The 22,742-nt window shown below is 35.7% G+C and carries 16 protein-coding genes; 15 read left to right on the top strand and 1 reads right to left on the bottom strand.

The genetic code is table 11. The annotated features are described in order from the left end of the window. The first annotated feature begins 51 nt into the window (after positions 1-51). The 11 genes from MPH60_RS12405 to MPH60_RS12355 all read left to right on the top strand — a co-directional run bounded on the left by MPH60_RS12405 (position 52) and on the right by MPH60_RS12355 (position 15,337). Positions 52-1,230 (top strand): acyl-CoA dehydrogenase family protein, encoded by a 1,179-nt coding sequence (locus tag MPH60_RS12405; protein WP_241588984.1) that lies wholly within the window; start codon positions 52-54, stop codon positions 1,228-1,230. A gap of 12 nt (positions 1,231-1,242) precedes the next feature. Next, positions 1,243-2,058 (top strand): SDR family NAD(P)-dependent oxidoreductase, encoded by an 816-nt coding sequence (locus tag MPH60_RS12400; RefSeq protein ID WP_241588983.1) that lies wholly within the window; start codon positions 1,243-1,245, stop codon positions 2,056-2,058. A 345-nt stretch (positions 2,059-2,403) separates the two neighbouring features. Continuing rightward, positions 2,404-3,414, top strand: coding sequence for an MBL fold metallo-hydrolase (locus tag MPH60_RS12395; RefSeq protein WP_241588982.1), 1,011 nt, complete (start codon positions 2,404-2,406; stop codon positions 3,412-3,414). 255 nt (positions 3,415-3,669) lie between these two features. Then, the gene (locus tag MPH60_RS12390; RefSeq protein WP_241588981.1) at positions 3,670-4,449 is read left to right on the top strand and encodes an SDR family NAD(P)-dependent oxidoreductase; all 780 of its coding nucleotides are present in this window, start codon (positions 3,670-3,672) and stop codon (positions 4,447-4,449) included. Between the two features lie 883 nt (positions 4,450-5,332). Continuing rightward, positions 5,333-6,520, top strand: a complete 1,188-nt coding sequence (locus MPH60_RS12385) for a CaiB/BaiF CoA transferase family protein (protein WP_241588980.1) — start codon at positions 5,333-5,335, stop codon at positions 6,518-6,520. A gap of 331 nt (positions 6,521-6,851) precedes the next feature. Continuing rightward, positions 6,852-8,120, top strand: a complete 1,269-nt coding sequence (locus MPH60_RS12380; protein WP_241588979.1) for an MFS transporter — start codon at positions 6,852-6,854, stop codon at positions 8,118-8,120. A 1,132-nt stretch (positions 8,121-9,252) separates the two neighbouring features. After that, positions 9,253-10,524: an MFS transporter gene (locus MPH60_RS12375; RefSeq protein ID WP_241588978.1), complete on the top strand. Its 1,272-nt coding sequence runs from the start codon at positions 9,253-9,255 to the stop codon at positions 10,522-10,524. An 88-nt stretch (positions 10,525-10,612) separates the two neighbouring features. Further along, positions 10,613-11,584, top strand: coding sequence for an NAD(P)H-dependent flavin oxidoreductase (locus MPH60_RS12370; protein ID WP_241588977.1), 972 nt, complete (start codon positions 10,613-10,615; stop codon positions 11,582-11,584). A 698-nt stretch (positions 11,585-12,282) separates the two neighbouring features. Further along, positions 12,283-13,440, top strand: coding sequence for an acyl-CoA dehydrogenase family protein (locus tag MPH60_RS12365; protein WP_241588975.1), 1,158 nt, complete (start codon positions 12,283-12,285; stop codon positions 13,438-13,440). Then, positions 13,433-14,524, top strand: a complete 1,092-nt coding sequence (locus MPH60_RS12360) for an acyl-CoA dehydrogenase family protein (RefSeq protein ID WP_241588974.1) — start codon at positions 13,433-13,435, stop codon at positions 14,522-14,524. The genes MPH60_RS12365 and MPH60_RS12360 overlap by 8 nt, the downstream gene beginning before the upstream one ends. After that, entirely contained in the window at positions 14,525-15,337 is an 813-nt protein-coding gene (locus MPH60_RS12355) for an enoyl-CoA hydratase/isomerase family protein (RefSeq protein WP_241588973.1), read from the top strand. Positions 15,338-15,424: 87 nt separating this feature from the next. On the opposite strand, the gene MPH60_RS12350 is transcribed toward MPH60_RS12355, so the two are convergent. Continuing rightward, positions 15,425-17,584 (bottom strand): sigma-54-dependent Fis family transcriptional regulator, encoded by a 2,160-nt coding sequence (locus tag MPH60_RS12350; RefSeq protein ID WP_241588972.1) that lies wholly within the window; start codon positions 17,582-17,584, stop codon positions 15,425-15,427. Between the two features lie 787 nt (positions 17,585-18,371). Between MPH60_RS12350 and MPH60_RS12345 the strand changes: the two genes are divergently transcribed. The 4 genes from MPH60_RS12345 to MPH60_RS12330 all read left to right on the top strand — a co-directional run bounded on the left by MPH60_RS12345 (position 18,372) and on the right by MPH60_RS12330 (position 22,617). Further along, positions 18,372-18,959, top strand: coding sequence for an enoyl-CoA hydratase/isomerase family protein (locus MPH60_RS12345; protein ID WP_241588970.1), 588 nt, complete (start codon positions 18,372-18,374; stop codon positions 18,957-18,959). A gap of 193 nt (positions 18,960-19,152) precedes the next feature. Next, entirely contained in the window at positions 19,153-19,557 is a 405-nt protein-coding gene (locus MPH60_RS12340; RefSeq protein ID WP_241615831.1) for a PaaI family thioesterase, read from the top strand. Between the two features lie 139 nt (positions 19,558-19,696). Next, complete coding sequence (locus tag MPH60_RS12335) at positions 19,697-21,277, top strand: class I adenylate-forming enzyme family protein (protein WP_241588968.1); 1,581 nt, start codon at positions 19,697-19,699, stop codon at positions 21,275-21,277. 134 nt (positions 21,278-21,411) lie between these two features. Continuing rightward, positions 21,412-22,617, top strand: a complete 1,206-nt coding sequence (locus MPH60_RS12330; RefSeq protein ID WP_241588966.1) for a CaiB/BaiF CoA transferase family protein — start codon at positions 21,412-21,414, stop codon at positions 22,615-22,617. Positions 22,618-22,742: the final 125 nt, after the last annotated feature.

Genomic DNA, 22,742 nt, shown 5'->3' with positions numbered 1-22,742 from the left:
CCTTATTTTTTAATAAAAGTTCCCAGTTTTTATAAAAATGGAGGTATTGAAATGACAAAAACTGCAGTATATGATGTCCAAAAATCAGAACGCCCTTATTTTTCCGAAGAGCATTTAATGTTTCGGGATTCGCTAAGAAAATTTTTAGAAAAGGAGGCAATTCCCTACTTTGAACAATGGGAAGAAGATCGACTGGTTCCCCGCTCATTTTGGACAAAATTAGGTCAAAATGGCTTCCTATGTCCCTATGTAAGCGAAGAGTATGGTGGAGTGAATGGAGATTTTGGTTTATCTATTATTCTGACTGAAGAATTAGGCAGGGTTGGGGCAGGACTTGCGGGACCAGGAACACATAGTAATGTGATCGTTCCTTATTTAGATTCATTTGGTACAGAAGAGCAAAAAAGAAAATACCTTCCAGGATGTGTTAGTGGGGACATTATTACAGCCATTGCCATGACAGAGCCAGGAACAGGTTCGGATTTAGCTAATATTCGTACAACAGCTATTAAGGATGGCGATTCCTACATTATTAATGGCCAAAAAACATTTATTACAAATGGTATACATTCTGATTTAATTGTAGTGGCCTGCAAAACAGATCCAACGGCTAATCCTCCTCATAAAGGAGTCAGTCTATTACTGGTAGAAAAAGACACACCAGGTTTTTCGAGAGGAAGAAAACTGAAAAAAGTTGGAATGCACGCTCAGGATACCTCCGAACTTATATTTGAAGATGTCAAAGTGCCCGCTACTAATCTACTTGGAGAAGAAGGCCAAGGCTTTAAATATTTGATGTCTAAGCTCCAACAAGAACGAATTTTAGTAGCAATTGGTGGTCAAGTCGCTGCAGAGGATATGCTTGATATTACGCTTCAATATGTTAAGGAAAGAGAAGCGTTCGGTCAGTCTATCAGCAAATTTCAGAATACTCAATTTACACTGGCGGAAATTGCAACAGAGATTCAGCTTGGACGTACATTTATAGATCAGTTAATAGTAAGGCATCAAAATGAAGAGGAAATCGTTACAGAGGTTTCGATGGCCAAATGGTGGATAACTGATATGGCTAGAAGGATTTCCTCTAAATGTATGCAACTCCATGGAGGTTATGGCTATATGGAGGAATATAAAATTGCCCGCCGTTATAGAGATATTGCAATCTCACCAATTTTTGCGGGCACCAATGAAATTATGAAAGTTATTATTGCGAAAAAAATGGGAATGTGAGGAGGGAAGATGATGAGTGAAATGTTAAAAAATCAAGTTGCCATTGTTACTGGATCTGCTCGAGGTATTGGACGCGAAGTTGCTCAAATGTTCGTTGATCATGGTGCTAAAGTGGTCATCACAGATAAGGATGAAGCCCCTGCTGCTGAAGCGGTTACAGCCATCCGGGAAGCAGGTGGTGAAGCCATTTCTTTCTGCGGAGATGTAACGGCACCCGATTTTGCAAAAAATATTATCGATACAACCATAAAGAATTTTGGAAGATTAGATATTCTTGTGAATAATGCCGGATATACAGCTGATAATTTAGTTCATCGATTAACGGATGAACAATTTCAGGAGATGCTTGACATACATTTAATTGCTCCATTTCGATTAATTCGTGAGGCAACTCCATACATGCGTAACGCTGCAAAAAAAGAGATTGAAAACGGGGTAACTAATTACCGGAAAATAGTTAATGTTTCTTCTATGTCGGGAGTTAAAGGAAATGTTGGACAGGCAAATTACGCAGCAGCTAAAGCAGGTGTACTAGGTTTAACCAAGACAATTGCTTTAGAATGGGGACAATTTAATATTAACTGTAACTCTGTTGCATTTGGATTTATTGATACACGTCTAACTCGTCCTAAAGAGGAAGGTGGAAGCGTAAATGGAGCTCAGGTCGGAATTCCAACTAAAGTGAGGGATGCGATTATCAATAAAATCCCGCAAAGACGGGCTGGAGAAGCTAAAGAAGCAGCCTCTGCGATTTTTTACCTGTCCTCTCCACTTTCAAACTATATAAACGGACAGGTACACCTAGTAAACGGGGGCTCATATAGTTAATATTCGGGAATAGATCATCAGCGACTACCTACTATATCTCCCTATCTATATTTTGGCTGTGAATATGATTGATCCTTCTATTCTGTTAAAAAAGGATCGATTTTAACAATTATTGTCTAGTGTCTCAATCAACTCCCTTCATAAGTGACATTTCTACTAAGGCGATACACTTATTCACTTCATTCATTATTGTTTTCACAGTTGTTTTCAATACTGGATTATGAAAGAAGGAGTAAATGGAACATCTCCTGGATAGGTGTAGAGATAGAGGTTTATGGACTATTTGACGCTTGCAAAAATTCAGGTTATACAGAAACCACAATTTAGTAGATTAAGAGAGTAGGAATGAAAATGAACTACCGGAAAATAGGTCCTGTGGAAATAATCATGGGTGAAAATAATAGCCATGTTCCATTCTCAACATCACTAATTATTAGGGGGAAAGAACATTCAACCCTTATAGATTGTGGTGCAGGCCGAAAAGCATTTAATTACATGCAAAAAGAACACAATGTGAAGCAAATTTACTTGACCCACCATCATGTTGATCATATTTGGGGGGCACAACTATTTACCGAAGCTGAAAAATTTATCAACCCATTTGATATCAAAAAGGTATCTGATATACATGAGATCTTAAAGTCTGAAGGTTTTTATGCTGTATTTGGTAAAGAAGACATTAAAGAATTGGTTCAGAGACAGCAGAATAGAAAATATCAAGACCATATTATTGGTAAGAGAACTCTAGATGTTAATGGTACTTATTCATATGATCTAAATATGAAGGTGTCGGATACCAATGTTATTATGATACATTCCCCTGGCCATACAGAAGGGTACTGTTGTCCTTATCTCATCGACTACGGAATCCTTTTTGTAGGAGATTTTGATTTAAGCTCTTTTGGACCTTTTTACTGTGATGCTGAAAGTAATATTGACAAATTTATAGAGTCCGCACGAAAAACATTAGATGTTGAAGCAAAATATTTCGTCACGTCACATCATAAAGGAATTTTTCTTAAAGATGAATATAAAAAGGAACTTAACGATTATTTGGATATTATTGAAATAAGGGAAGAAAAAATAAAGCGCTTCATAAAAGCAGGGTATTTACCTCGGGAGTTAGCGAGTCAAGAAATTTTTTATTACAAGAATCAATACAAACGAAGCCCATTATTTAAAAAGAGTGAAAAAATGGGAATAGTCAAACATTTAGTTCGGCTTATCAAGAAGGGAGAACCATTTAGAGATTTTTTAATGGACTTTATTATCGCTTACAACATGAATATGGAGAACACTGAGTATAAATCTGAAATTAATGACTCAACTCCTTCCCGTAACTATTATTGTGGTTGATTATATGTTGTATTGAAATAACAGCTCCTATCGTGTATAAAGCTCTATTTGGTTATTATTCAATTTTAACATTGTGACCATGTGTAACCTGCGTTAAACGATGGTAACCGTTCGTTAAATCACACAAACGATGTGGCTAGTGTCTTTTATTATTGACAAACTTTATAAGCGGTTGTGTAAGGGAAATGTAGTTTTATTTTTAAAGATAAGTACAGAATAATTTTTAATATTATTATTTTCAGAAAGGAGCTTATTATGGAAATAGGGTTAAACGGAAAGGTTGCGCTAATCACTGGTTCAAGTAGAGGGATTGGCTTAGAAACGGCACTATATTTAGTAAAAGAAGGAGCCGAGGTGACCATTTGTGCAAGAAATAAAAACCGTTTAATAGAGGCTGCTGCTTATATTTTTGAACAAACAGGTAAGAAAGTATTTTTTTTAGAAACGGATGTTACAAACGAAGAGGCTTGTCGAAAGATAGTTTCTGCTACAGTCGAAAAATATGGGCGTTTAGACATTTTAGTTAATAATGCTGGTACTTCTCAAGCCCATCCATTTGAGGAAGTAGGAACTGATCTTTGGCAAAAAGATCTCGATTTAAAACTATTCGGTGCCATTCATTGTTCTCGCTATGCCTTACCACATATGCGACAAGTTGGAGGAGGCGCGATCATCAACGTGACAGCTGTAATTGGAAAGACACCCCCTGCATCATCGTTACCTACTTCAGTCAGCAGAGCAGCAGGTATGGCCTTAACAAAAGCAATGAGTAAAGACTTTGGTCCAGACAATATTCGTGTGAATACCGTATGTATTGGTTGGATTCGAAGTGAACAGATTGAAAGAATGTGGAAAAATCAGAACCCAGAACTATCATGGGAAGAGTTTTCTAGTAAAGAACGTCAAATTCCTCTAGGTCGTATCGGAAATACGGATGAGGCAGCTAAAGTGATTACTTTCCTTGTTTCAGATGCAGCTTCTTATGTTACAGGTACATCAGTTAATATTGACGGCGGTATGGTAGGAACTTTATAAAATTATTAATTGAGTAAAGTTTTTTTCGAGAGAGTTCGAGGGAGTGACCCAATGATTTATAAGCAGGAATTGGTTTATGTTAACCGTTAAAGTGGAGAAGCGATTGTGAAGTTTTCTGCTTAAAACTAAATCGTGCGTTAGTAAAAAATAAACCCATGTTTTATCTTTGTATATAATAGATAAAATTTGGGTTTTTATATTTAACGTTTTAAATCAGCTTCTTCCTGACCCTGCCCCTAAATATAAAGGGGTTTATTTTTCTGTAATAGAATCTTTATATTTACTTCTCTACCCCCTTTATCAAAATCTTCTTCTAGTTAATAGGAAAATAACAATTTATAGATAAAAAAGATAACCTAACTAGTCACCTCATTAATTGAGAATCATGGCATGATTCTTGCATTTAATTTTAATAACTCTCTAAGTGAAAAGCTTTAAGAATTTTGTAGAACATCCGAAGCAGTATCCTTTTAGAGTAAATCAAATATTTTGATTGATGCATCAGAGAATATACTCCTCGTGTAGTAAGTTTATAATCCTTATCTGAAGGGGGGTGAGTTTAACCCGTGCTTTATCACTGGAATTCACAAAATGTAAAAGTAAAATGTATTTCTCCAAGTTTTATTGATACTCCCATAATTAAAAGCCTTAGGCTTGTGATGTTCAAAGACATTTAATGAAGGAATAGATTACCCTAACCATTGAAACAGCGTATGAAATTGCAAATTCTGTTTTGTTTTTTCTAGGGAGGAAGCTCGAAATAATGTTTATCAAGAGTCCACTTAGATGGTGGTTAAAGCTTTGGAGCAAGAAAGTTACTAATCTATAGAATTATATACAAACGCTAATAACCAAAATTCAGACTGATAAGGAGAAGATAAATATGCAATCATCCTTGGAAGGTATTAAAGTACTTGATTTATCAAGAACACTAGCTGGTCCATTTTGTACCATGTTGCTTGGAGACATGGGAGCGGATGTGATAAAGGTAGAGCAGCCTGGGATGGGAGATGAGTCAAGACGCTTCACTCCTCCTACATGGGACGGTGAAAGCTGTTATTATCTTACATCAAACCGAAACAAACGAAGTATTACGGTTGATCTAAAAAGTACAGAGGGAAGAGAAATCATATATAAATTAGCAAAAGATGCTGATATTTTAGTAGAAAACTATAGAACAGGTACACTGGAAAAGCTCGGTTTAGATTATGAAACTTTAAAAGAAATAAATCCCCGTTTGGTGTACTGTTCGATATCGGGATTCGGCAGAACAGGCCCCGAAAGGTTTAGAGCGGGCTATGACCTTCTGTTGCAAGGGTTTGGAGGACTAATGAGTATTACGGGTGATGCTGACAGGGCACCCGCAAAAGCAGGAATGTCCATCGTCGATTTGACAACGGGTATGTTTGCTGTATATGGAATTCTAAGTGCATTATTCTCTACACAAAAAACAGGAAAAGGACAGTTTATCGATGTAAGTTTGCTTGATGGGCAAATTGTTTTGTTAAATCATTTGGCAACCGGATTTATGGCAACAGGCAGCCCTGCTGGAAGAATGGGATCCGCTCATCCTTCAATTGTTCCTTATCAATCGTTCAGGACTAAGGACATGGATATCATATTGGCTGTAGCCAATGATGGGTTATGGACAAAATGTTGCCATGCTTTAGAATGGATGGATTTACTGGAAGATTCTCGTTTTATAACAAATGTTAATCGAGTTTCCCATCGCACAGAACTTGTAAAAATCATTTCTGAGAGAATGATTACTATGGAAAGTAAAGAGGTTTTTGAAAGGTTAAACAGAGCAGGGGTTCCGTGCGGTCCTATCCACACCATAGAACAAATTCTCAATCACCCTCATGTTCATTCAAGGGAAATGTTGATTGAAATTGAACATCCTATTGTGAAAAATTTAAAAGTTCCGGGATTCCCGGTTAAATTATCGGATACACCTGCTAACCTTCGACGTTACCCGCCTTTGCTCGGGGAACATACAGAAGAAGTATTAGATGAACTTGGTTATTCTACAACCCAAATTAAAAAACTAAAAAGCGGAAAGGTGATTTGAATTAGAATTCAAAACTAAAGTTGGTACCTCTTGTCTAGACAAGATCGATTTTGTGGCTGAAATGGCAGAGATTCAAAGTCCCAATGACGCTATTAAAATGGCTTTCTTAGAAACAGACAACGAAACCCGTCAGTTAAAAATCTAAAATTTTATAGCATGTATGGTAGCCACCTTTGTGAGAGCAGATTTAAGCCGAGGTCCACTCTTCTGTAATTGGGTGTAATGGAAGCGGTACAGGCAGGTTGCTGCACGCCATGAGTACCTTGGTGCAGAAACCGTTCGACTTTGAAACCAATACGGTGTATTAAATATAAAAAAGGAGGGCGTTTTGATGGAAAAAGCTCAATCAAATCGCAAATGGATTATTGTGTTCATCGCCTGTTTTCTAGGTCTAGTGGTAGATGGAATGGATTTACAAATCCTATCTTTAACTCTTCCAGCTTTAATGGAAGAATTCCAAATTTCTAAAACACAAGCGGGAATCATCAGCACCTGGTCCTTAATTGGCATGGCAACTGGCGGAATAATTGGTGGCTGGTTATCTGACCGATTTGGTCGGGTACGGATGGCAACCTATATGATGGTACTATTCTCTGTTGGTACTGCTTTACTTGGCTTAGTGCAAACCTACGAGCAATTTATCTTCATTCGTTTTATTTCTGCTATTGGGATAGGAGCAGAATATTCTATTGTCACGATGCTTATGGCTGAATATGTACCAACGAAAAAACGAACGACTATTTTGGGTTCATTACAAGCGGCTTATTCAGTTGGATACTTAGTAGCAGCCTTATTGGCAGGAGCGATCTTGCCAATTTACGGATGGCGACCTCTTTATTTTATATCTATTGTTCCTGTAATTTTGGCAATTTATATTAGATTAAAGATACCAGAACCAAAAGGATGGATAGAAGTAAAGCAACAACCTAAAAAAATCAAGAAAAATGAATGGTTTACAATATTCAACGATCCGAAAACAAGAGTGATTTTCCTGTTCTGGATCCTTACTTCAACCTTTTTACAGTTTGGTTATTACGGTGTAGGGACTTGGTTACCTACCTATATTGTAGATGAATTAGGATTCGATTTTAAAAAGATGACAGGGTATCTTGTAGGAAGCTATGCTGCAATGATCTTAGGTAAAATTCTTGCTGGTTGGTTAGCTGATCGATTTGGGCGTCGAAATGTGTATATTCTGGGAGGCATATCTACAGCAATTTTCTTACCAATCATTTATTTGTATAACACACCAGGCAATATCATTGTATTACTTACAATTCTCGGGTTCCTCTATGGGGCACAATACGGCATAAATTCAACGTACATGAGTGAAAGTTTCCCTACACATATTCGAGGTACCGCTGTAGGAGGAGCTTATAATATCGGGCGATTTGGTGCAGCTATTGCACCAATTACAATAGGAATAATCGCGGAATCGCAATCAATCGGATTAGGCTTGGCAATGCTTGGTATAGCTTATGGATTGTCGGGAATAATTCCTTGGTTTTTTATCCGAGAAAAAATGTATGATCCGTTTGAAAATAAAGTAAATGCACCTATAGAACAAAAAGAAAGCGCTTCCGAAAAGCGTGCTACGTGAGTGTATATTCTGTCCTTCCATTAACTGCACTTTGCAAAGAGTTTAGAGTATAGAAGTGTATCATGTTGTCTGCATTATGACACTCTTGTGTTTAATTTAACACAGTCAAGTGTACACGTTTTTAATAGGTTTTGCTGTGATTAATGTAAAGTAATCTTCAAAGAAACAAATCTTCACTTCGCCGTATTGGCATAATAATTGCATCTATAGATAGTAGTCAAATGATAGTCACCATTTCTCAATTATATAACTAGATTAACTTCAATGAAGACTTTGGCTATTATTTGACAGTAAAAAAATTTTTCCACCATGATCAATGATTGTTATCCAAATTTATATTCGTATTTTTGAAAGCGGTATCAATGGAGTGGGAAATCCATAGGAGGTGATATAAATCCTTTTTTTACAGTGGAAAGGCGACAGTATAAAACTGTAGTGGAATTTTGAAAGATGGATTTTTTACTGAATAAGAAAGGGGAATAGAACTTATGGAAAGTTTTAAAATTCGCTCCTGCTTTCGTTGGATCCTTAATTTAAATTGAAAGTTATCTGAATAAGGAACAGTCAGGACTGGGTGAAATCACGATATAAATCTCTTTAGATTCACAGATAATGGTATTGTTAAGAAATAGTGATTAAGAAAGGGCCAATTCTATATGATGATCAATTCCAGATAGAGTTATCGTCTTGAAGTCTAATAACCAAGGGGATTTTTCTGAAAAGGTGTTCCTGAACCCTTTACGGAAATAGGATTGATAGAAAAATTCAAGACTTTATGGAATGGAATATCTATAGAAGAAGCCAATATCTAAGAAGACAAACATTGAAGTTAAAAAGAAGTTTCTTCCATAGATAGATCACACCTTTTGGTATTAATAACATTTTGTATTGTAAAGAACACTAAATAAATTGAATGCTAACAAGTACTTTAATTTTATTCTACCGAACTCACAGGTGATTATTGCCTTCATCATGTGAATGATGCAAATCTTCTAATTAGAAAGATGAGTATGTTGGAAATAAATTAATGGTTTTTACTAAAGCATTCTGAAAGGTGTTAATGATTCGCTTTTACCTAAATTACGTGGTAGGAAATAAAATATAATGTTAATAGTCGAGGAGTGATTTTATTATGCGTTGGGCTATCCTTGCTTTTATGTTTTTTCTTTATGTAATTAATTTCGCAGATAAGGCAATTGCCGGGTATGCAGCTGTATCTATTACAGAAGAATTTGGACTGACACCCTTACAGTGGGGATTAGTAGGGAGTAGCTTTTTCTGGTCATTTGTTATATCCAATATATTTGGCAGTACTCTTTCGGACAGGCTTGGAACTAGAAAAATGATCACGATTATGGCAATTTCTTGGACAATTCTACAGTTTGGAGCATTCGCTATAACAAATCTACAATTACTTATAGCCTATCGAATTTTATTAGGTATTTTCGAAGGTCCTTTTTTTGCAACTGCAATTGCCCAATTAAATCATTGGTTTCCAGCAAAGTCACGAGGAATGGCCACTTCCATTCTTAATTTTGGAGGAGTTGTAGGCGGGCTTGTCTGTGCACCCATACTGGTTTATTTGATTGAAACTTTCGGTTGGAAAATATCCTTTGGATCATTAGGTTTTGTAAGTCTCCTCTGGACAATTTTATGGGTCTGGCTAGGCAAAGAACGGCCGGATGAAAGTAGTGAAGAGGTTGCTAAAACACCTATTATTAAGAAAAAAGAGAATTTAAAAGAAATTTTTTCAAGTATGTTTTCTTTAACGTTTTTGGTCACACTTTTTGCTGGGTTTACAGTTTATTGGTACCTCTCCTGGATTCAAGTTTGGATGCCTTCTTTCCTTATTAAAGCGAAGGCCCTTTCAACATCTGAAATGAGTTATGTAGCTTCGTTGACTGGACTTTTAGCGGGGTTAGTTACCATATCTATTTCCATTTTTTCAGATTACTTATTTAAGAAAAATTCCAGTTATCGAAAATCTCGAGTGTTAGTTGCTGGGTTTACATTTTTTATTGGGGCAGCCCTTTTTTATTCTATGACTGAAATTCATTCTATTGTTTGGACGATTGCTGTTCTTATTTTAGGGAAAGGTTGTCTTTCTGCTGTATTTGTTATGGGACCACATATATCAAGCAGCCTACTACCCCAGCGTACTTCTTTAATGATTGGAACATTTGCAGGGGTTTCTACAATTGCCGGTGTTGTCGGTCCGATTGTCAGTGGCAAATTAGTACAGGTGGCAGGTAAAGATATTGTTCAGGGATATGATAATACTATTCTGATGGTTGTAGTTCTATCTATAATCGCCGGCATCTTACTCATTGCTTTTGCTAAACCCGACAATGTAGTTAAAAAGAAACAAAAACTTATGGATGAATCAGAACAACAAGCATTGTAAATGATAGAAATTGGGAAGGGAACAATTCTATTATTTACTTCTGTGGTACTTGTCAACTTAAAATCTATCAAAAGAGAGGGTAAAAGTCATGACAAATGCTAAATTAGATTTACTTTTAGACAATACAAGGTTGCCTGTTATTTGTGCACCAATGTTTCTTGTTTCAGGTACAGAATTAGTTATTGAAGCTTGTAAATCAGGAATAATCGGTTCGTTCCCTTTATTAAATGCTAGGACTGGGGAAATTTTAGAAGATTGGATGAAACAAATAAAAAGAGATCTGGAAGAAGCACAAAATTTAAACCCTGACAAGATAATTGCACCATGGGCTGTAAACCTTAATGTTCATAAATCAAATAAACGTTATGAAACAGATTTAGAATTAATTAAACAATACAAACCACCGATTGTAATTACTTCATTAGGAAAGCCAGAAGCGATTGTAAGTATTGTTCATGAATATGGTGGGCTTGTTTTCGCTGATGTAGCCACACTTACTCATGCCAAAAAGGCAGCTGAAACAGGAGTTGATGGATTAGTACTAGTGTGTAATGGTGCTGGAGGACATGGAGGGACGATCAATCCAATTGCATTTATAGGTGCAGTTAAAAAGTTCTGGAATGGAATTACTCTTCTTTCAGGTTGTATCACTAACGGTCAAGACATACTAGCAGCCAAAGCATTAGGAGCAGATTTTGCTTATATGGGTACTAGATTTATTGCAACGGAAGAAAGTAACGCAAAAGAAGAGTATCAAAAGATGGTGACTGATTCAACAGTCGAAGATATTATTTATACAGATGCTTTTAGCGGAGTAAATGCAAATTATCTTGTTCCGAGTATTAAAAAGGCAGGCCTTGATCCGAAACGACTTAAGAGTAAAGAGACTGTTGATGTATCTCATTCCGATGCTAAAGCATGGAAAGACATTTGGTCTGCTGGTCAGGGAGTAGGCATGATTGAGGAAATTCTACCAATCGCCCAAATAGTCAATGAACTCGAGGAGGAGTATGAAAAAGCATTATCTGCACTAAATTCAACTAAAAAAATTCAATGTTAAATATTACATTAAATCGGTGGCTATGGAAAAAATCGGGCAGGAAATATAATCTATATTTTTAGAAAGTAAGACGGATTCAAGTTAGTTAAAATCTGCCAAGTCTTTCCTGGTGGAAAAGAAAAAAAGTTTGGTCTATAAAAAAACACATTTATAGTTTCAAAAATAATAAATGTATAAAAAGAATATTCCGAATATTGAATTCATTTAATGGTGTCCAATATTCGGGTTTTTTCTGTATGTTTTCGCTCAAGCGTTGTTCATCCATGTCTTTCTATTAGGGAAGGGTATTGCTTTCGGGATTAATGGCTCCTGGAAACAACTTATTTTTATTCCTTACTTTAACAAATACTTCTACAATTGAATCTCTTTCTTTTGATATTAAATTAATTTTATAATCAATTAATTCAAATTCCTCCAAATAGGTTCTACAACTATTGAGTGCATAACCTATTTGCAATTCTGTTATATGTGGAGTTTTGTAAAATAATTGGTTTTTGCTAGATTTACTCGGAATGACTGGTATCATTCTTGCATGTTTAATATGTGTAATCCATAAGAAAATCTTGTTATACCTTATTTCGCATCCCTTTAACCTGTTGTTGTTTGTCAGGAAAGTGAGGTTCGTATTAATCGTGTATATCAATGTACTCTTATTCAGATGAAAAAAGATCTAAAAATACGAATGAGGTGGTAAATGAATGAACGTTTTGCATATACCAGTTGTTCAACTTCCTGAAAAGATAGAAGATTTAAGAAACGAAATAAGACAGTTTTTAAGTAATGAAATCGAAAGTGGCGCAATCGAGCCAAGATGTGATAGCTGGCTGAGTGGATTTTCGGCAGAGTTTTCAAAGAAAATGGGAGAACGAGGCTGGATTGGAATGACCTGGCCAACTAAATATGGTGGTATGGAACAAACATCCATTGAAAGATTTATTGTTACTGAGGAATTACTAGCAGCAGGGGCACCGGTTTCTGGTCACTGGATTGCAGATAGACAGTCTGGACCGCTTTTTCTTAGATATGGAACAGAAGAGCAAAAGCTGTTTTTTTTACCTAGAATTGCAAAAGGAGAATGTTATTTTTCCATCGGTTTGAGTGAACCTAATGCTGGTTCAGATTTAGCTGCAATACAATCAAGAGCAGTCAAAGTCGACAAAGGATGGTTATTAAATGGTAGTAAGATTTGGACAAGTGGGGCACATGTTTCTCATTACATGATTACCCTTTGTCGCACCTCCCCTCAAAACCAAGAAAATCGTCATGCGGGAATGAGTCAATTAGTTGTAGATTTGTCAGCCCCGGGAGTTACCATACGACCCATTCATTTAATGACAGGTGAACATCATTTTAATGAAGTGTTTTTTGAAGATGTCTTTATACCAGATGAAATGGTGATAGGTGAAATTGGAAATGGATGGGCACAAGGGATGGCTGAATTAGCATATGAAAGAAGTGGTCCTGAACGTATTCTAAGTACTTATCCTCTTCTAAACGAACTAACGAATGAATTAATAGAAAAAGGGGATAAGAAAGGTTTAACTGAGGTGAGTAAAATGATTTCTAGACTGTGGACATTACGAAATATGTCACTTGGAATTGCACAAATGTTAGAAGAAAGAGTTCCTTCAAATATCATTGCGTCTTTAGTAAAAGATATGGGAACAAAATTAGAGCAAGAAATTGCAGAAATCACCAGATTGATCGTAACAGTAATGCCTTCCACTGATTCTGAATGCCGATTAGAAAAGTTAATGGCACAATCCATACTACAATCACCAGGTTTTACTTTACGTGGTGGTACAACAGAAATACTACGAGGGATTGTAGCTAAGGGGGTAATCAATAATGAGTGATATGCAAGAAATGATTATCGAATCAACAACAAAAATTATGGAGAAATATTCAACAAAAGATGTAATTAACAAGGCTGAAAATGGCATTTGGGCAGGGGAAGAATTATGGAATAAGTTAGTTGAATTAGGGATGATAACGGTTGCGATTCCTGAAGGATTAGGGGGAAATGGTGGGGATTTTTCTGATGCATTAAGCATTCTGCACTTAGCAGGAAAATACTCAGCACCTATTCCTCTTGCTGAAACATATATCGCTAATTGGTTATTATCTGGGATAGGAGAACCTGTAACAGACGAAATTTTAACGGTTTTTTACACAAAAGATATCCAGCCTTTTCAATTTAAAAAAAGTGGGAAGGGTTGGATTGTATCCGGAAAAGCAAAAAATGTTCCTTGGGCTCGTTTTGCTCAAAAATTGTTAGTCTTTGGGGAAACTTCAGCAGGCCCAATCCTCTCACTCGTAAAATTAGAAAAGGCAGACATTATACACGGGAAAAATCTTGCTGGAGAAGCAAGGGATGTGGTGATCTTTGAAAACGTCTTTATAGAAGATTGTAAGCATTTTGAAGTAAACCTTGATGAACAGGTGAAAAAATTGCTTTTTAGTGGTGCACTTACACGATGTGCAATGATGGCGGGTGCATTAGAAAACATTCTAAACTTAACGATCAATCATACTTCAGAACGATCCCAATTTGGAAGACCTATCCACCGATTTCAAGCAATTCAGCAACAACTAGCACGGATTGCTGGTGAAGTGGCCGCAGCTGGTGTTGCTACAAAATATGCATTTCAATCCTATACTAATGACAATTTATCAAAAGAAATAGCCTATGCAAAGATACGAGTTAACGAAGCAGCAGGTAAGGCAAATCAAATTGCCCATCAAGTACTCGCAGCCATTGGGTTTACATATGAACATACTTTACATCACAGTACAAGACGCCTTTGGTCATGGCGAGACGAATTTGGAACAGAATCAGACTGGGAGGAAATCATAACTGAAGAACTAATGAAATTACAGAAAAATCACCTTTGGTCTATGATTACTGGTATGGAAAACAAAAAAAAGGTGGGGAAATAAATGAAAGACTTACTCTTTACTGTAGAAAACAATGTTGCAAAAATTACTCTAAATCGTCCGGAAAGTTTAAATGCTTTCAGTGCAGAAATGATTGAGCTATGGATTGACGCATTGGAAACAGTTCGTGATTCTGAATATATTCGAGCAGTTGTCATATCTGGAAATGGCCGAGGATTTTGTTCAGGTGGGGATATTAAATCGATGGCAGAAGGGCAAGGGTTTTTAAATAATGATGGAACAGTAGATTTAACCTCAACTGCACTTGCAAGAAAAAATTCGTTGTGGAAAAAAGTTCAAAGAGTTCCTATTATCCTACAAGAAATAGATAAGCCGGTTATAGCTGCCCTGCATGGACTTGCATTTGGTGCAGGATTTGATATGACTTTGGCTTGTGATATTCGAATTGCAGCAGAAAGTACGAAAATTTCAGAAAGCTATGTAAAAGCGGGTATCGTTCCTGGGGATGGTGCAGCTTGGTTTTTACCAAGATTAATTGGTACAGATAAAGCATTAGATTTACTATGGACTGGCAAGGTATTAACCGCACAGGAAGCAAAAGACAAGGGATTAGTTACTTATGTTGTAGAGGATGAAAAGTTAGCAGAATTTGTTGATAGTTATGTTGAAAAATTAGTTCAAGGCCCACAGGCAGCAATGCGTTTTACAAAAAGAGCTGTTTATCAAGGGCTAGATATGAATTTACGTACGTCTCTCGATATGATTTCGTCAGCAATGGGAATCGTTACTGAACTAGAAGATTATCAAGAAGGTGTTAATGCAGTAGTGGCAAAAAGAAAACCAAATTTCAAATAATTTTATAACGTTGATGAAATCTTAATTACTTCAAAAATAGCAAAAAGACTGAAAGCTATGGTTTAGCATTTTCAGTCCTTTTTGCTATTAATTAGAATTGGATTTCTTGAATTTTTTGTAAAATTGCGACCTGCTCATCCCCAAAAGTTTTGCTGCTGCTGTACGATTGCCTCCTGTTTGTTTAAGTGCAAAATCAATTGCATCTTTCTCTGCCTTATCTATATTGTTTTTATAAAAATCGGAGATTAAAACTTCTTGAGATACTTCCTGTGTGGTGGACTCAAGATGTGGTGGAGAATCTAAATTTCTAATAGCTTTTGTTTTTTGTATATATTCAGGAAGATGCTCTATATCTATAATATCAGTCCTTATGCAATTCATCGCTCTTTCAATTGCATTTTCTAGTTCTCTTACATTCCCAGGCCAGGAGTGTAAAGATAGTAACTTCATAGCTCCCTCAGTAATATTAACTTCTCCTAACCCCATGAGATGACTGAATTTTTTTGTAATAGATTTAGTAAGAATAGGGATATCCTCACTACGATCTTTAAGAGGGGGTATATTAATGACAATGACATTTAATCGATAATACAGATCTTCCCTAAATTCATTGTTAGCAACCATTTGTTTTAAGTCTTTATTAGTTGCTGCTATGATTCGAACATTCACTCTTATAGTATCATTACCTCCGACACGTTCAAATTCTCTTTCTTGAAGTACGCGGAGTAGTTTCACCTGCATTGAAAGTGGCATATCTCCAATTTCATCTAAAAATAATGTACCATTATTGGCTAATTCAAATTTCCCAGGTTTTCCACCTCTTTTTGCACCTGTAAATGCTCCATCGGCATAACCAAAAAATTCAGACTCCCATAACTCTTCTGGTATAGCAGCACAGTTTATTTTAATAAATTTACCGGTTCGATGAGATGCATTATGGATACCCCGTGCAAAAAGCTCCTTGCCAGTTCCACTATCCCCCAAAAGAAGAACATTAGAGAATCCTGTTGCGGATTGTCGTGCGAAATGCTTTATCCTTCCCATTTCTTCATTTTGTGTTAGAATATCATCTAAATCAAAGGGTTTACCACCAATAAGAGATAGCTCACCCCGGTAAAATGAGACTTCTTTTTCTAAATCATTTAAAATCTTCACCACGTTTTTCCATTTGTTTAGATCTTTGTAAATAATTTTAGCTATAGCCCCTACAAGTTGTTTTCCCTTATAAATAGGTGTTTTCTGAATAAAACATCGATGTTTACCAATTATCATGGCTTCAAGTTTTTCACTTTGAAAACCCTGGGCTAGAGCTTCTTCTAATTTTATTTCTGGAATAATTTGAGTAACTGGTTGGCCTACAAGGTTATTTTTTGTTTTTCTAACAAATTCACAAGCTGCATCGTTGAACATTTCAATTATTCCGCTTTGATTAATGACTATATATCCGTCATAAGTAGTATCCAGAACCGTTTGCAATGTGCGTTCTAACTTTTTTGTAATTTCGAGTTCGTTGGCTATTTGTTCATAATCGGTTAAATCTTGTATTAGGATAATCCCCCCCCAATCATTACTTTCATTAGAAAGGGATTTGTATGTAATAAGGAGCCTTTTGTCTTTAATAGAAATTCGGTGAAGCTGAATATCTATTACAGTGAGGTCTCCACTTGAAATATTAGTTAATTGTGGTAATACCTCGGTATAATGAAATCCGATACTCTGTTCTTTAGATAGCTTGCACAAAGTTTCTGCTGCGTGATTTGTAATGAGAATCGTTCCATTATGATCTAAAGCCATGATGCCAGTTTGCATATGCTGAAAAAGGGATTCCAAAGAGTTTCCAAGAGATTCATACTTAGATTGATAAGCTTGTATAATGTTTTTCGTATCTAGTACTCCGGCAACTTGATTATCATCCGAGAGAACAACAGCCTGTCCAACCTTTTTATGTTTTAAAAATAGGCGTACTTTGGTTAAATTATCATTTTCATTCACTGTAACTGCATCTTTAACAATAAAAGGAAGTATGTTTTCATCAATGGAAACGTTTTCCGAAAATGCCTTAAAAATAGAGGAAGGTGTCATGATTCCACTGAACGAATTTTTTTTGTCCATTACAGGCAAAATCATTATTTTATCTTTTCGAAATATTTCCACAGCATCACGTATTGTATTATCACTGTACAATTTAGGAACATTTTTATTCATATAATTCTTAACTGTTTGAATAAATGAATTTTTAACGAGCATACAATCACTCACTCCCTAATAACTTAATTCTCAATAAGGCGATAAACACTCAATTGTCGGAATATTGTAATTATAACATATCTTTCTTAAAGGAATCTTGAAGAAACTTAATTTAGTTGCTATGGTGCTGCAGCCTGATTATATACGTTCACTTTGACGTGATGGTCATCAAATGGGATTATCCCGGTATGTTAGTGTTTTTTGTCAGGAAGTAGAACATCTCATTAGTAAAAATAATGGTTATGTGACTGAAGAGTAATCCGAATAAATTCTATTCCATTATATGTTTAGTAAGCAAAGATGTTAGGCTTTACAAGTTTGAGCGACCTTTGTAGTGAATAATTTTTAAAGTGGAATATAAGTTAGTATTGATTGGGATTTTGATTTTGGACAATACCTTACGTTTAAGTTTTTTTATACTTTACATTTTTAATTTTTAGAAGACTTGAAGGTTAAGGGAATGTTTAGGACCATTTTGCATATTTTGGTTAGATCGTTTTTCAAAAAGTATTTTTAATTTAAAAATAGTTGTCTCAAATTAGAAACACTGTCCATTTTATTACACATATGTCGACATTGGCTTACAGTTGACACACTACCTAGATCTACATATATCAATATAACCCTGGGATTATTGTTGGCATGAAAATTGCAATGTAATATTGAAACATATTTTAAAAAGGTGCCTACAAAGTTACGGATAAGGAAGCGAAACGTCAAGCCACTTTACAGGATCTAGCTATCAGAACTCAGGTAATAAAAAATTTATTGTCAAGGGGGAAACAATTTGTCAAGAAAAGTTCTATGGGAAAATCAAGGACGGGTGGCAATCATTCAACTTTCTAATCCTCCTTACAACTGTGTAGACGATCAATTTTTACAAGATTTTGATCGAACCCTGGATGAAATCGAGCTGTCTAATGACATTCGAGGATTGGTGATTTTAAGTTCGAATAATAAAGTGTTTGCGATTGGAAAGAATGGAGGGAGGATATCTGAGGAAGGCCTTGAGGAAGAACTGCTTTATAAGATTTTGAAAAGATTAACCCTGTATTCATTGCCAACTATCAGTATTATTTCTGGAACTGCAATAGGAGCAGGGCTTGAAATTGCGTTAGCATGTGATTTGCGAATTTCCAGTGAATTTTCGAAATTTGGATTTTATAGCCATATTAGTCCCTCATCTATTGGCAAGGCATGCTTAATCGAATTAACGAGCCCTTCTAAAGCAAAAGAACTAATATGGTTTGGACAATTAATCGGAGCAAAAGAAGCAGTTGATATTGGTATTATAAATCGCATATTCCCTGATTCTCGTTTAATAAACGAGGGGGTAGAAATGGCAAATTCAATTATTCAACAAAAAACTCATTAAATTTACAATCTATTCTGTATTATAAATCGTTGATTAATAGTATGAAAAGATTTAATAGTTTTTTATAAATGTAGTAATTGTATTATAAATAATATTATTTTTATGAAATTTGTGCAAAAAGTGAACAAATGGTGAAACAGTGTTAATAAGATTTCAATGGGAAGAAAAGCTGGAAAAACAAGAGGTGAAAAGTATGCCATTAGAAAATATTACGAATATCTTTGAGAATAGCCCCTACAACAAACATTTAGGGATCAAATTTGAAAAATTAGAAGAAGATTCCATAGGTTGTTATATTAAGATAACAACTTCTCATTTAAATGTAAATAAAGCTGTACATGGAGGAGTGTTCTTTAGCATCCTCGATTCAGTAATGGGTGCAACGATACGAACAGTGGTTAACCAGCCTATTGTTACAGTGAATATGAGTATCAATTATTTTGCTCCTCTTATGAATGGAGAAAAAATGATGGCAACAGCTAGAATCTTGCAACAAGGAAATAGTATTGTAACCGCTGAAGGTTTGGTGAATGACTCTAAGGGGAGTGTAGTAGCAAAGTCAATTGGTACCTTTAAAATAATGCGAATGAATAGGTAGGGTTATTGACATTACCACAATTCAATAAGTATTGATATTAGAAATGAAATGGCTTTAAAAGCCAGCAAATAAAGTGTTAAAAAAGTTGGCAACTTAATGGTGAAAAACCTTCATTAAATTCCATTAGAAGGGAGTTAATATGAAAATGATCAGGAAGGTCATGGCAAAACAATTACTTGTTGGAGAAGCTTTAAAATCTGCTGCACATAATGTACCGGACAAGGAGGCATTTGTTTTTGAAGATCAACGATTAACCTATGGAGAACTTCTTAAACGTACCCTTCATTTATCAGAATGGCTGCAAGGAAGAGGAATCGGAAAAGATGAAAAAGTAGGTTGCTTATTCAAAAACGGATTGCCGTTTGTTGAATTATACTTTGGAGTTAGTTTGACAGGCGGAGTATTTGTTCCAGTTAACTTCCGTTTGGTCTCGAATGAAGTAGATTATATTCTAAATCACTCTGATGTAAAAATATTATTTATAGAAGAAGAATTTATTGAGACCATCCGCGATATAGTAGAAAAACTCACACAAATCCATACGATCGTTATAGTAGGTTCCACAGATAAGGATTTAGGGAAAAATGTAATTTCATATCATTCTATATACGATACACCTGCTATTAATCAATCTAGAGAACAACTGAGTGACGATGATGCTCACGCAATCATTTACACCTCTGGAACAACTGGAAGACCAAAGGGAGCAGTATTAACTCATAAGAATCTTTATATGAATGGAATGAATAAGATCTATCATTCGCAATCCAAAAAAGGAAGCAAGCATTTGTTGGTTCCTCCCCTTTTTCACGTAGCGGCTTTATCACTTTTAGTACAGAACTGCTTGTTGGAAGGGACAATGTTCATTCACAGAGAATTCCAACCTGTAAAAGTTCTCAAAACCCTTCATTTAGAAAAAATCAACTCGATGTTCTTAGTCCCATCTATGTGGAACTTTCTTTTCCAAGTACCTAACCTATTAGAATATAACCTAAGTTCAATGAACAGTTGCTCGACAGGAGGAGCTATTTGTCCAGTAGAAATTAAGAAAAAAATAATGACTGTTTTTAAGAATGCCAAAATACATGAAGCATTTGGACAGACAGAAATGAGCCCGTCTACGACCTATTTATCAGGTGAAGATTCATTAAGATATAATAAAACGGCTTCTGTTGGAAAACCGTCTATAAATGTTCGTGTTCGGATTGTCGATGATGAAATGAAGGACGTACCACTTGGTGAAGTAGGAGAAATTATATACCAGGGTCCAACAATGATGAAGGAATACTATAAAAATATAGAAGCTACGAAGGAAGCCTTTAAAGATGGCTGGTTCCATAGTGGCGACTTAGTTCGGATGGATGAAGATGGATATATTTATGTGGTAGATCGAAAGAAAGATATGATTATTAGCGGTGGTGAAAATATTTATCCAAAAGAACTAGAAGAGGTTCTCTATAGCCATCCTGACATTTTGGAAGCTGCAGTAATTGGAGTTCCAGATGTAGAATGGGGTGAAAGTGTAAAAGTATGCATTGTATTGAAGCCTGGAAAACAATTAACGAAAGATCAAGTTGTTAAATTTTGTCAAAGTAGAATGGCGTCTTACAAAAAACCGCGTTTCGTACAATTTATGGACTCGCTTCCAAGGAATGCATCCGGTAAAGTCTTAAAAACGGTTTTACGCTCAAATGGTCAAGAAACAAACTTCATTAACTAAATGAGATCGTTTTGAGGACTAAATAATACTAGTAACTGGTTCGTGATATCTAGATGAAATTAGTAGAATCGTTAGAATTTTTCAACTTAAGTTCGTAAACTAACAAAGGAATCTCAATAAAAGGAGTAGAGAATGTGGGAGCACTTAGTGGAGTTAAGGTATTAGATTTATCAAGATTACTTCCTGGACCTTACTGCTCACTTATGATGGCAGACTACGGAGCAGAAGTAATAAAAATTGAAGAGCCAGATCTAGGTGACTATATACGTTGGAGAAAACCAGCTATTGAAGAAATAGGTGCGAGGCATTTAACAATAAATCGAAATAAAAAAAGTGTTGAATTGAACCTTAAGACAGAAGAAGGGAAAGAAATTTTTAAAAAAATGGCGGAAAGTGCTGACGTCATTTTGGAAAGCTTTCGTCCTGGGGTAATGAGCCGTCTAGGGATAGGTTTTGAGGAAATCTCAAAGATTAATAGAGGAATTGTTTATTGTTCATTAACTGGATATGGGCAAACTGGACCTTATCGCGATTTACCAGGACATGATATTAATTATATCGGCTACAGTGGAATATTAGGCTTAATTGGTGAAAAAAATGGAAAACCAGTCGTTCCTGGTGTACAAATTGCAGATGTCGGTGGAGGTGCGTTAATGGCTCTATCTGGGATCTGTATGGCACTATTCAACAAAGAAAGAACTGGAAAAGGGCAATATATTGATGTATCAATGATGGATGGCGCCGTTACCTGGTTATATGCTGCAGCATCAGATTACTTTGCCTCAGGGAAAGTTCCAGAAAGAGGGGAAAATCGATTAGATGGTCAATATGCATTTTATCAAGTATATGAAACAAAAGATAATAAATATCTTTCTGTTGGTGCTTCTGAAAAGAAATTCTGGAAGAAAATTTGTGAATTAATAGGGAAGCCTGAATGGATTGAACTTCATGGAGGTAATGATGATGTTCAAGAACAATTAAAGCTAGAAATGTCAGAGATATTCAAGAAAAAAAATCAGCAAGAATGGTTAGACTTATTAGCATTAGAAGAGACATGCGTAGGACCTGTCAATGATATAGAGCAAATCTTTTCGGATCCTCAAATTATCGAAAGAGAATTATTTACCGAAATGGAACATCCAGTAGCTGGTAACATCAAGCAAATTGGATTTCCAATCAAATTTTCGGAGACACCAGGAAAAATACATTCTCACGCACCGATACTCGGAGAGCATACAGAGGAAATTCTTCAGCAATTAGATTATTCAAGTGAAGCCATTGAAAACCTCAGAATTAGCGGGGTAATTGGTAAAAAGGTATCAACATCCGCCGTTAAATGATTGGCAGGGATTTTAATTAATGGTTTATCACAATTTGATAAAGGAGAACATTTTATGGGCACTCTGTTTTAACTAAAGTTGGATATGATTATTGTAAGGGCGTGTTTTGATCAAGCTTATTTTCA

Origin of the sequence: Peribacillus sp. Aquil_B1 (assembly GCF_022603275.1) — a bacterium.
Taxonomy (GTDB): Bacteria; Bacillota; Bacilli; order Bacillales; family DSM-1321; genus Peribacillus.
The sequence above is the reverse complement of the archived record's forward strand: the minus strand, read 5'-3'. Positions and strand labels throughout refer to the sequence as shown.